General features: G+C 73.3%; 11 protein-coding genes. 5 read left to right on the top strand and 6 right to left on the bottom strand.

Features of this window, described 5'->3' with window-relative positions:
* The 5 genes from hutH to AB0D46_RS22545 all read right to left on the bottom strand — a co-directional run.
* Positions 1 to 1,479 (bottom strand): histidine ammonia-lyase (hutH, locus tag AB0D46_RS22565; protein WP_362879872.1); only part of this gene is annotated, 1,479 nt, incomplete at its 3' end.
* Between the two features lie 108 nt (positions 1,480 to 1,587).
* Complete coding sequence (locus tag AB0D46_RS22560) at positions 1,588 to 2,703, bottom strand: GGDEF domain-containing protein (protein WP_362879861.1); 1,116 nt, start codon at positions 2,701 to 2,703, stop codon at positions 1,588 to 1,590.
* 282 nt (positions 2,704 to 2,985) lie between these two features.
* Complete coding sequence (locus AB0D46_RS22555) at positions 2,986 to 3,789, bottom strand: enoyl-CoA hydratase-related protein (RefSeq protein ID WP_362879860.1); 804 nt, start codon at positions 3,787 to 3,789, stop codon at positions 2,986 to 2,988.
* Positions 3,790 to 3,818: 29 nt separating this feature from the next.
* Positions 3,819 to 4,976, bottom strand: coding sequence for an adenylate/guanylate cyclase domain-containing protein (locus tag AB0D46_RS22550; protein ID WP_362879859.1), 1,158 nt, complete (start codon positions 4,974 to 4,976; stop codon positions 3,819 to 3,821).
* A 257-nt stretch (positions 4,977 to 5,233) separates the two neighbouring features.
* Positions 5,234 to 6,100: a biotin--[acetyl-CoA-carboxylase] ligase gene (locus tag AB0D46_RS22545; RefSeq protein WP_362879858.1), complete on the bottom strand. Its 867-nt coding sequence runs from the start codon at positions 6,098 to 6,100 to the stop codon at positions 5,234 to 5,236.
* Between the two features lie 131 nt (positions 6,101 to 6,231).
* Here AB0D46_RS22545 and AB0D46_RS22540 point away from each other — a divergent pair, with 131 nt between their 5' ends.
* The 4 genes from AB0D46_RS22540 to AB0D46_RS22525 all read left to right on the top strand — a co-directional run bounded on the left by AB0D46_RS22540 (position 6,232) and on the right by AB0D46_RS22525 (position 8,985).
* Positions 6,232 to 7,827: an acyl-CoA carboxylase subunit beta gene (locus AB0D46_RS22540; RefSeq protein ID WP_362879857.1), complete on the top strand. Its 1,596-nt coding sequence runs from the start codon at positions 6,232 to 6,234 to the stop codon at positions 7,825 to 7,827.
* 34 nt (positions 7,828 to 7,861) lie between these two features.
* Entirely contained in the window at positions 7,862 to 8,074 is a 213-nt protein-coding gene (locus AB0D46_RS22535) for an acyl-CoA carboxylase epsilon subunit (protein WP_362879871.1), read from the top strand.
* Positions 8,075 to 8,186: 112 nt separating this feature from the next.
* Positions 8,187 to 8,321, top strand: a complete 135-nt coding sequence (locus AB0D46_RS22530) for a hypothetical protein (protein WP_362879856.1) — start codon at positions 8,187 to 8,189, stop codon at positions 8,319 to 8,321.
* A gap of 31 nt (positions 8,322 to 8,352) precedes the next feature.
* Positions 8,353 to 8,985, top strand: coding sequence for a nucleoside triphosphate pyrophosphatase (locus AB0D46_RS22525; protein ID WP_362879855.1), 633 nt, complete (start codon positions 8,353 to 8,355; stop codon positions 8,983 to 8,985).
* Here AB0D46_RS22525 and AB0D46_RS22520 read toward each other — a convergent pair.
* The gene (locus AB0D46_RS22520; RefSeq protein ID WP_362879854.1) at positions 8,966 to 9,457 is read right to left on the bottom strand and encodes a hypothetical protein; all 492 of its coding nucleotides are present in this window, start codon (positions 9,455 to 9,457) and stop codon (positions 8,966 to 8,968) included. The genes AB0D46_RS22525 and AB0D46_RS22520 overlap by 20 nt on opposite strands.
* 377 nt (positions 9,458 to 9,834) lie before the next feature.
* Here AB0D46_RS22520 and AB0D46_RS22515 point away from each other — a divergent pair, with 377 nt between their 5' ends.
* Positions 9,835 to 11,598, top strand: a complete 1,764-nt coding sequence (locus AB0D46_RS22515; RefSeq protein WP_362879853.1) for a biotin carboxylase N-terminal domain-containing protein — start codon at positions 9,835 to 9,837, stop codon at positions 11,596 to 11,598.
* Positions 11,599 to 11,773: the final 175 nt, after the last annotated feature.

Genomic DNA, 11,773 nt, shown 5'->3' with positions numbered 1-11,773 from the left:
GTCGGCGGCGGCCAGGTCGGGGGCGAGGAAACGATCCGGCCCGGGACCCTGCACCCCGGCCGCGCGCGCCGCGCCGATGGCGGCCCGGCTCGCCGGCGCCGGGGTCAGCCCGTGGCGCAACTCGATGGCCCGGGTGGCCGCGTAGAGCTCGATCGCGATGATCCGGGTCAGGTTGTCGATCGCCGTACGCAGCTTGCGCGCGGCCGACCAGCCCATGGAGACGTGGTCCTCCTGCATGGCGGAGGAGGGGATCGAGTCGGCCGAGGCCGGCACCGCGAGCCGCTTCATCTCACTGACCAGGGCCGCCTGCGTGTACTGGGCGATCATCAGGCCGGAGTCCACGCCGGCGTCGTCCGCGAGGAACGGCGGCAGGCCGTGACTGCGGTTCTTGTCCAGCAGCCGGTCGGTGCGGCGCTCGGCGATGGAGCCGAGGTCGGCGGCGGCGATGGCCAGGAAGTCCAGCACGTACGCGACGGGGGCGCCGTGGAAGTTACCGTTGGACTCCACGCGCCCGTCCGGCAGCACCACCGGGTTGTCGACGGCGGCGGCCAGCTCGCGGGAGGCGACCGTCGCGGCGTGCGCCATGGTGTCCCGGCCCGCGCCGGAGACCTGCGGCGCGCAGCGCACCGAGTAGGCGTCCTGGACGCGCGGGGCGGACTCCTCCTGGAAGTGCCCGGTCAGCCCGGAGCCCTTCAGCACGGCCGCCATGTTGGCGGCCGAGGCGCCCTGGCCGGGGTGCGGGCGGATGGCGTGCAGCTCGGGCTGGAGGACCTTCTCCGTACCGAGCAGCGCCTCCAGGGTGAGGGCGGCGGTGATGTCGGCGGAGGTGTAGAGGGTGCCCAGGTCGGCGAGGGCCATGATCAGCATGCCGAGCATGCCGTCGGTGCCGTTGAGGAGGGCCAGGCCCTCCTTCTCGCGGAGCTCGACGGGCTCGATGCCGGCCTCGGCGAGCAGCTCGCCCGCGGGGCGGACGGTGCCGTCGGGGCCCTCCGCGTCGCCCTCGCCCATGAGCGCGAGCGCGCAGTGGGACAGCGGCGCGAGGTCGCCGGAGCAGCCGAGGGAGCCGTACTCGTGGACGACCGGGGTGATCCCGGCGTTCAGCACGTCCGCCATGGTCTGCGCGACGGAGGGCCGCACGCCCGTGTGCCCGGAGGCCACGGTCTTCAGCCGCAGGAACATCAGGGCGCGCACGACCTCGCGCTCGACGCGCGGGCCCATGCCGGCGGCGTGCGAGCGGACGATGTTGCGCTGGAGCCGGCCGCGCAGCTCGGGGCTGATGTGCCGGGAGGCGAGGGCGCCGAAGCCGGTGGAGACCCCGTAGACGGGCTCGGGCTTGGCGGCCAGCGCGTCGACGATGGCGCGGGCGCGGGCGAGGGCTTCGAGCGCCTCGCCGGACAGCTCGACCCGCGCGTTGCCGCGGGCCACGGCGATGACGTCCTCGGCGGTGGTTCCGGACGTCCCCACCACGACAGTGTGCATATCCATATTCAGCACCCTACGGACTGAATCTCTTCATGTCACCACCCGAGTTCGTCACGATCGGGCAGCGCGACCGCCCCTTACGCGCGCACCCGCCGCGCGCCGCCCTCACCCCCGGCCGCGGAACCGGCGCCGCTCGCCCGGGCCCTCCTGCGCGGCCGCGTCCGCGAGGCGTACGACGGCGGTGTCGCGGCCCGCGACGACCGGATGCGGGGAGCGGGCCGCCTTGGCCTTGTACTGGGCGGCGTCGGCGAGCCGGAACAGCCGCCGGGAGGACTTGACGAGCCCGATGGGGTCCCCGGTGGAGGCGATCCCACAGGCCACGCCCTCCCCGAGTTCGAGCGCGCCGGCCCGCCGGCACACCTCCTCGGTGACGCGGACGACGTCGTCGGCGGGGGGTCCGACGCTGACGAGGCAGAACTCGTCGCCGCCGAGCCGCGCCACGAGGGTGCCGGCGAGCATCGCGCCGCACAGGCTGAGGACGGAGCCGAAGCGTTCCAGCAGCCGGTCGCCCATGGCATGGCCGAGCGTGTCGTTGACCTTCTTGAGCCCGTTCAGGTCGCACACGACCAGGCTCACCACGACCCCTGTCCTCCGGTGTTCCTCCAGCGCCTCGTCGAGGCGCATGTCCACGGAGCGCCGGTTGGCGAGGCCGGTGAGGGGGTCGGTGAAGGCGAGCCGGCGGGCCTCTTCGAGGCGTTCGTTCTGCGCGAGCCCGGCGGCGACGACGGCCGCGAGCACCGTCGCGAACTCCGCGTCGTCCTCGTCGAAGTCGGGCAGCCCCTCGTCCCGGGCGACGTAGAGCTCCCCCCAGGCCCGCCCGCTGAGCACGATCGGCGCGACCACGCAGGTGCCCCGGCCGCGCCGGCGCAGCGCCTCGCCCCGCCGTCCGGGGCGCTCCCCGACGGCGCTCTCGACCCAGGCGTGCGGCCCGCCGCCGCCGACCCAACGCTCGTGGAGGAACTCGGTGATCTCCGGGAAGTCGTGCACGGGGTAGGACTCGTCCTGGGGGAACTCCTCCTCCCCGGCCCGCCGCTCCCCCTCGTTGACCAGGACGCGCAGCCGGCCCCGCTCGCGCTCCCAGGCGGAGATGGCGGCGAAGGAGCCGTCCATCGCCAGGCGCGCGCCTCGCGCGGCCGCCCGGACGCTGTCCCGCGGCGCACAGGCGGCCGCCATGGCCTGCGCGAGCCCCACGACGGCTCTGAGCCGCCCGTCAACTCCCATCACTCCAGATTAGGGAGTTTTGCCCGATTCGGTGACGGTCGGCCCGGCATTCGGCTCCGCCGCCCGCTCCGAACCCGCCCGACCCGCCCGGCGGCGCCCACACCGATCGACGCACCGAACCGACCCGCCCCGCGGCGCGCATACCGATCGAGGCCCGGAACCGTTGCGCCCCGCAGCGCTCACACCGATCGACGCCCGAACCGACCCGGCCCCGCGGCGCGCGCTCCCCTCGGGGCCCCGGACCGACCCGCCCCGCGGCGCGCGCTCCCGCCACGGCCCTCGTTACTGCCCGGGCCAGTTCGGCTTGCGCTTCTCGTTGAACGCCGCCACGCCCTCGGCCCGGTCCCCCGAGAAGGCGACCGTCCGCCAGGCCGCGTCCTCGATCTCCAGCCCCGCCGACAGGTCCATCCCGTGGCCCAGCCGCAGCGCCCGCTTGGCCGCGCGCAGCCCGACCGGGGAGTTCGCCGCCATCCGCGCGGCCAGCGCCAGGGCCTCCGTACGGTCCTCGCCCGCCGGGGCCAGCGCGTCGACCAGGCCCAGGGACAGCGCCTCGGCTGCCTCCACCCGGCGGGCCGTGAAGATCAGCTCGGCGGCCCGCGCCGCCCCCACCCGGCGCGGCAGCAGCTGCGTACCGCCGCCGCCCGGGATGACGCCCACGGAAACCTCGGGGAGACCGACCACGGCCGTCGCGTCGGCAACGATGACGTCGCAGGCCAGCGCCAGCTCGAAGCCGCCGCCGAGCGCGAAGCCGTGCACCGCCGCGACGGTGGGCATCGGCAGCTCCAGGACGCCCCCGTACGCTCCGCGGGTGGTCGGCCGCTGCCGCACCAGCTCGGCGTCGGAGAGGGAGTTGCGCTCCTTGAGGTCGGCGCCGACGCAGAAGGCCCGCTCGTGCGTCGAGGACAGCACCACGACCCGTACGGAGGCGTCGGCGGCCAGCGCCGCGCACGCCGAGCCGATCGAACGCGCCATCTCCGTCGACACGGCGTTCATCGCCTTGGGCCGGTCCAGCACCAGCTCCGCGACCGCGCCGCCGTCGCCGTGGCGCCGCACCGCGACGAACTCCCCGAATCGGACCTCGTCCACAGCCACGCCACCCTCCCGGTTAACGAACGTTACCCGGGGATCTTAGGCTTCCGCCGCGTCAACGACCAGGGCTCCACGACGCCCAGTCCGCGCACGGGCCGCTGCCACATCGGCTGAAGCGCGAACCGGTAGGCGCCGCCGCCCTCCTCCAGCTCCGCCGACTTCTCCGAGCGCGGCGCCGCGCCGGTGCGCCCGAGCTCCTCGGCCATCGCCCCGTCGACGAGGACCGCGTCCTTCGGCGCTATGGAGGTGAGCCGGCTGGCGAGGTTCACCGTGGTCCCGAAGACGTCGCCCATCCGCGTCGTCACCGTGCCGAAGGCGATACCGACCCGCAGCTCGGGCATCTGCGGATCGGCCTCCATCGTCTCGATCAGCCGCAGCGCGATCTCCGCCGCCGTCGCCGCGTCGTCGGCGCAGTACAGCACCTCGTCGCCCAGGGTCTTGATCAACCGGCCGCCGTGCGCCGCCACCAGGTCGGCCGCCGTCGTCTCGAAGGCCTCGACGAGCTCGCCGAGCTCCTCCTCCTCCAGCCGGCGGGTCAGCCGGGTGAACCCGACCAGGTCCGCGAAGCCCACCGCCAGGCGCCGGTCGACCATCTCCTCGTCGTCCGCGACCTGCACGACCCGCCCCGTCGCGGCCGCCAGCTGGCGCCGCCACACGTAGACGAGGAACTCCTCCAGCTCCGGCAGCAACAGCTCGACCAGCGGGTAGGTGACCTCGGTACGGGTCATTCCCGGCTCGGGCGGCTCCGTCAGCCCCTCCAGGAAGGAATCGATCTGCCACTCGGCCAGTCGGGCGGTGGTCTGCCCCGTCGACCGGGCCACCTGCACCGCCATCGGCTCGGACAGCAGTCCCGCCTCCACCAGACCCGCGAGCCGCCGCAGGGCCAGTACGTCGGCCTCGGTCAGCGCCTTGGCCTGGCCGATGTCGGCGAAGCCCATGGCCCGCCAGAAGCGCGAGGCCAGCTCCATCGACACACCGGCGCTACGGGCCGCCTGGAAGGGCGTGTACCGCCGCTCGGCGCCCAGGATCAGCTGCTCCAGCCGGATCGCCAACGGATCGGCCGTCGGCTGCGCCGTGTGGTCGACCTCGTGGAGCGGCGTGTGCTGGTCCCGCCCGATGGGGGTCCCGGGGCCGCTCCCCGAGCCGGCCCCGGACGCGCCGGACGTAGGGTCGTCGACGGTCAAGGGCCGCCTCCTGTCCATTCCGCGCGCACTGCCGAACCGGGTGATCACCGGGAGGACCGGGATCGCCTAAACCATACGGCAGGTGTGCCGTAGCTCACTCCCCCACCGGGGAGCCCCGGATCTGCCCCAGCGCCACGACCGGCCACACCGGCCGAATCGGGCCCCGCCGGCGTTCGCGGCGCGGGGGCCCGGGAGCGGAGCCCCCGGCAACCACCCGCACCCGCCCCCCGGCGCACCAGGGGCAGGCCCCGCCGGGGTCAGCGCACGGACCGCAGGTGCACCACGTCCCCCGCCCCCACCGCCTCCCGCTCGCCCTCGACCGTCCGGATCACCAGCCGCCCGTCCGCGTCCACCGCTTCGGCCGTTCCGGTGAGGGTCCGCCCGCCGGGCAGGTCCGCCCGTACGTGCTTGCCCAGCGTCGCGCAGCCCGCCGCGTACGCCTCCTGGAGCCCGCTGACCCCCGGGTCACCGGCCGCGTCGCGCCAGTTCCCGTACCACTGCTCCAGCGCGCGCAGCACGGTCTTCAGAAGCGGGTCCCGGTCCGTCGCCGACGCCTTGGCCAGCAGCAGCGAACCGGCCGTCGGGACGGGCAGCTCGTCCTCCGTGAGGGTCACGTTGAGGCCGATCCCGATGACCACCCCGTCCGCCACCCGCTCCGCGAGGATGCCGCCGGCCTTGCGCTCCTCGCCGTCCACCCCGACCAGCAGGTCGTTGGGCCACTTGAGCATGGTGTCCACGCCCGCCGCCCGGGACAGCCCGGTCGCGGTGGCCACGCCGGCCAGCAGGGTCAGCCACCCCCAGCGCTCCTGCGGCACGCCCGGGCCCGGCTTGAGGAGGACGGAGAAGAACAGCCCGGACCGGGCCGGCGCCGTCCAGCTGCGGTCGAGGCGTCCGCGCCCGGCCGTCTGCTCCTCGGCGACGAGCACCGCCCCCTCGGGCAGCGAGTCGGCCCGCGCCGCGAGGTCGGTGTTGGTGGACCCGGTGGCGGGGACCACCTCCAGGGAGGTCCACAGGCCTCCCTCGGTCACGAGGGCGCGTCGCAGGGCCGCGGTGTTGAGGGGAGGACGGTCCAGGCTCGACCAGCGTCCCGCGGAAGCTCCGGTTGGAGCATCTGATGGCGTCATGCAAGTCAATGTAGGTGTGTCAAACGCCGCACTGCCGAGCGCCATGCCCGCCGATACGCTACGCACCAGTAGCCAGCAGCAGTCAATCAATTGACCAGGCAGTTGACACCACACAGGGAGCCGCGACCCCGATGTCCCAACCCTCAGAGCCGATCGACATCCACACGACCGCGGGCAAGCTCGCGGATCTGCGGCGCCGCGTCGAGGAGGCCACCCACGCAGGTTCCGAACGCGCCGTGGAGAAGCAGCACGCCAAGGGCAAGCTGACGGCACGCGAGCGGGTGGCACTGCTGCTGGACGAGGGGTCCTTCGTAGAGCTCGACGAGTTCGCCCGGCACCGGTCCACCAACTTCGGGCTGGAGAAGACCCGGCCCTACGGCGACGGCGTCGTCACCGGCTACGGCACGGTGGACGGCCGCCCGGTGGCCGTGTTCTCCCAGGACTTCACCGTGTTCGGCGGCGCCCTCGGCGAGGTCTACGGCCAGAAGATCATGAAGGTCATGGACTTCGCGCTGAAGACCGGCTGCCCGCTCGTCGGCATCAACGACTCCGGCGGCGCCCGCATCCAGGAGGGCGTCAGCGCGCTCGGCATGTACGGCGAGATCTTCCGCCGCAACGTGCACGCCTCCGGCGTGATCCCGCAGATCAGCCTGGTCGTCGGCCCCTGCGCGGGCGGGGCCGTGTACTCCCCCGCCATCACCGACTTCACGGTGATGGTCGATCAGACCTCGCACATGTTCATCACCGGCCCGGACGTCATCAAGACCGTCACCGGCGAGGACGTCGGCTTCGAGGAACTCGGCGGAGCCCGTACGCACAACAGCACGTCCGGCGTCGCCCACCACATGGCGGGCGACGAGAAGGACGCCATCGAGTACGTCAAGTCCCTGCTGGCGTACCTGCCGTCGAACAACCTCTCCGAGCCGCCCGCGTTCCCGGAGGAGGCGGACACCGAGGTCTCCGGGACCGACCTCGAACTCGACACGCTGATCCCGGACAGCGCGAACCAGCCGTACGACATGCACACCGTGATCGAGCACGTGCTCGACGACGCGGAGTTCCTGGAGACGCAGTCGCTGTTCGCGCCGAACATCCTGACCGGCTTCGGCCGCGTCGAGGGGCACCCGGTGGGCATCGTCGCCAACCAGCCGATGCAGTTCGCCGGCTGCCTGGACATCAACGCCTCCGAGAAGGCTGCGCGATTCGTCCGAACGTGCGACGCTTTCAATGTGCCCGTGCTGACGTTCGTGGACGTCCCGGGCTTCCTGCCCGGCACGGACCAGGAGTACAACGGCATCATCCGCCGGGGCGCGAAGCTCATCTACGCCTACGCCGAGGCCACCGTCCCGCTGATCACCGTCATCACCCGCAAGGCCTTCGGCGGCGCGTACGACGTCATGGGCTCCAAGCACCTGGGCGCGGACCTCAACCTGGCCTGGCCGACCGCCCAGATCGCCGTCATGGGCGCCCAGGGCGCGGTGAACATCCTGCACCGGCGGGCCATCGCCGAGGCGGAGCAGGCCGGCACCGCCGACGAGACCCGCGCGCGGCTCATCGCCGAGTACGAGGACGCCCTGCTCAACCCCTACACGGCGGCCGAGCGCGGCTACGTGGACGCGGTGGTCATGCCGTCCGAGACGCGCGCGCAGGTGGTGAAGGGTCTGCGCCAGCTGCGCACCAAGCGGGAGTCCCTGCCCCCGAAGAAGCACGGCAACATCCCCCTGTAAGCCCGCGAGGCAAGCCCCCGAGGAGGACTCTGTGGTGATCAAGGTCGTCAAGGGCAACCCGACCCCCGAGGAGCTGGCCGCCGCACTGGCGGTGGTCCAAGCGCGCGCGGCGGCGCTGGCCTCGGCCCCGTCGGGCGCGCCCCGGGTTCCGGACGAATGGGCCGCGCCGGCCCGGGTGGCCCGCCGCAGGCTGCCGCGGCCGGGACCCCGCGCCTGGGGTCGTACGTACTGGCCCGGCCAGGGCTGAACCCGGGCCCGCGTCCCCCGGGAGCGGGCCCGGCGAAGATGGCGTGGACGCACGCCGGCGCCTGAGTACGCGTACTCAGGCGCCGGCGGCGTACCGGCGTCAGGATCGAAACATGCTCTGGTCAGACCCGAAGGACGAGCCGCCCGAGGACATGCGCGACGCCCAGGCGATGCTCCGGCGCCTGCTCGTGGTCCTCGTCCTCGCGATGGTGGTGGGCGTCTACCTGCTGGGCGTCGCCCCGTTCTAGGCGGCCCGCGGAGCCGCCCTACGATGGCCCCATGACCGCTACCCCACAGCCCGCGCCGCCCACGGGCCCGCGCCGCCCGCTGGTCCTCGCCTCCGCCTCGCCCGCCCGGCTGAACCTGCTGCGCCAGGCCGGGCTCGCCCCGCACGTGATCGTCAGCGGCTTCGACGAGGACACCCTGGACCACGACGAGCCGGCCGCCCTCGCGCTGGCCCTCGCCGAGGCCAAGGCGGCCGTGGTGGCCGCCCTCCCGGAGGCCGCGGGCGCCCTGGTGATCGGCTGCGACTCGGTGCTGGAGCTGGACGGGGAGGCGCTGGGCAAGCCGGCCGACGCGACGGAGGCCACCGCCCGCTGGACGTCCATGCGGGGCCGCTCGGGCGTGCTGCGCACCGGCCACTGCGTGGTCGACACCGCCACCGGCCGTCAGGTCTCGGCGACCGCCTCCACCACGGTCCGCTTCGGCGAGCCCACGGACGCGGAGGTGGCGGCGTACGTGGCGAGCGGGGAACCGCTGCACGTCGCCGGGGCGTTCACCCTGGACGGACTGTCCGCGCCGTTCATCGACGGCATCGACGGCGACCCGGGCAACGTCATCGGCCTGTCGCTGCCGCTGCTGCGCTCCCTGCTGGGCGAACTGGACGTGTCCATCACGGACTTGTGGGCCTGACCTCCCCCACCGGCCCGGGGGGCGTCCTCGGCCGGGCGCCGGGGGCGTCCCCGTCGGTCCTGGCGGTCCCGGCGGTCCCGGCGGTCCCGGCGTAGAGCAGCAGGCACAGCACGAGCAGGCACAGGACCAGCATCAGCGCGCCCCAGACCGGCCAGCCGGCGAGCCCGACGGCGAGCGTGCCGAGCAACGCGTGCAGGACGGCCGCGACGATCAGCAGGACGCGCCCGAAGCGGCCCGGCGACCGGTCCCGTACGGCGGCGACGGCGAGCACGACGGCGCACAGCAGCAGGAACGCGCCGACTCCGGCGCCCATCGCGTAGGTGGCCGTGGACATGAGTTCCGGGTCGCTGCCCGCGATGGACATCGACTGGTTCGCGGTGGTCAGGCCCAGCACCAGGTGGACGAGCACGAGCAGCGCCGCCTCGGCGACGAGCACGACCGCGGCCAGCCCGGCCACGATTCTGCGCAGCACGACGCCCCCATCCCCCACACGTCACGAGCGTGTTCGACGACCTGGAGGCTACTAACGAGTAAACCTGCGGACAAGGGGTCGGGGCGGCTTCGTTACGGAGGCCCTCCGTGACGGCTCTCACGCAAAGAATGCATAGGCCGTTCGTAGGGACTCCACAAAGAATCAACGGGGGCGGCTGACCCGGAGAACAGAGACCTGCGCCGTCCATCAGGGTTACTGTGCAGTCTGGGATCTCCCTGACCTGGGGCGACACAAGGGTTTTCGGACTAGAGCCTGCCTCGAATCACGCTCCGTGTGGGCAAGCTCACCTCCGGGAAAGGGTCGAAAGGCCGTGTCGACTATCCCTAAACTCAGCTTGTTTCAAGGAGGGAGCCATCGTGCGCAAGGTGCTCATCGCCAACCGTGGCGAAATCGCTGTCCGCGTTGCTCGGGCATGCCGGGATGCAGGGATCGCGAGCGTAGCCGTCTACGCCGATCCGGACCGGGATGCCCTGCACGTCCGCGCGGCAGACGAAGCTTTCGCGTTGGGCGGTGACACCCCGGCCGCCAGCTACCTCGACATCGCGAAGGTCCTACAGGCCGCCGCCGATTCCGGGGCCGACGCCATTCACCCCGGCTACGGCTTCCTGTCGGAGAACGCCGAATTCGCGCAGGCCGTCATCGACGCCGGACTCACCTGGATCGGGCCGCCGCCCCAGGCGATCCGCGACCTCGGTGACAAGGTCGCCGCCCGCCACATCGCGCAGCGCGCCGGGGCCCCCCTCGTCGCAGGCACGCCCGACCCGGTCTCGGGGGCCGACGAGGTCGTCGCGTTCGCCGAGCAGCACGGTCTGCCGATCGCCATCAAGGCGGCGTTCGGTGGTGGCGGCCGCGGCCTGAAGGTCGCCCGCACCCTCGAAGAGGTGCCGGAGCTCTACGACTCGGCCGTCCGTGAGGCCGTCGCCGCCTTCGGCCGCGGCGAGTGCTTCGTCGAGCGCTACCTCGACAAGCCGCGTCACGTCGAGACCCAGTGCCTCGCCGACTCCCACGGCAACGTGGTCGTCGTCTCGACCCGTGACTGCTCGCTCCAGCGCCGCCACCAGAAGCTGGTGGAGGAGGCCCCGGCGCCGTTCCTCTCCGAGGCGCAGAACGCCGAGCTGTACGCCGCGTCGAAGGCCATCCTCAAGGAGGCCGGCTACGTCGGCGCCGGCACCGTCGAGTTCCTCGTCTCCGCCGACGGCCTGATCTCCTTCCTGGAGGTCAACACCCGCCTCCAGGTCGAGCACCCGGTCACCGAAGAGGTCGCGGGCATCGACCTGGTCCGCGAGATGTTCCGGATCGCCGACGGCGAGGAGCTCGGCTACGGGGACCCCGTCCTGCGCGGCCACTCCTTCGAGTTCCGCATCAACGGCGAGGACCCGGGTCGCGGCTTCCTCCCGGCGCCGGGCACCGTCACGAGGTTCGACGCGCCGTCCGGCCCCGGTGTGCGCCTCGACGCCGGCGTCGAGTCCGGTTCGGTGATCGGCCCGGCCTGGGACTCCCTCCTCGCCAAGCTGATCGTCACCGGCGCCACCCGCGAGCAGGCCCTCCAGCGCGCCGCCCGCGCGCTCGCCGAGTTCAACGTCGAGGGCATGGCCACGGCCATCCCCTTCCACCGCGCGGTCGTCGCCGACCCGGCGTTCGCCCCGGCGGGCGGCAACCCGTTCACGGTCCACACCCGTTGGATCGAGACCGAGTTCGTCAACGACATCAAGGCGTTCGTCGCTCCCGCCGCGGAGGAGACCGAGGACGAGCCCGGCCGCGAGACGGTCGTCGTCGAGGTCGGCGGCAAGCGCCTGGAGGTCTCGCTGCCCTCCTCGCTGGGCATGACCCTGGCGCGCACGGCCGCCGCGGGCGGGGCGAAGCCCAAGCGCCGCGCCGCGAAGAAGTCGGGCCCGGCCGCCTCCGGTGACACCCTCGCCTCCCCGATGCAGGGCACCATCGTCAAGGTGGCCGTCGAGGAGGGTCAGCAGGTCAACGAGGGAGACCTGGTCGTCGTCCTGGAGGCCATGAAGATGGAGCAGCCGCTGAACGCGCACCGCTCCGGCACCGTCGTCGGGCTGAGCGCCGAGGTCGGCGGCTCCGTCACCTCGGGCGCCACCATCTGCGAGATCAAGGACTGACCTCCGCGACACGCCGCGTACGAAGGCCCCGCCCGGTCCGCCCGGGCGGGGCCTTCGCGCGTGCGGGCACCACGGCACGGCCCGCGTCGGGCCCGACGGTGTTCCGGTACGGGTCGCCCGGCCGCCGCGTACGGGCGGCGGCCGGGCGACCCCACCGGGCGGCGGCGGCGCAGGG

Origin of the sequence: Streptomyces sp. NPDC048383 (genome assembly GCF_040651775.1) — a bacterium.
Lineage (GTDB): Bacteria > Actinomycetota > Actinomycetes > Streptomycetales > Streptomycetaceae > Streptomyces.
This window is presented reverse-complemented; position numbering and strand designations above follow the sequence as displayed.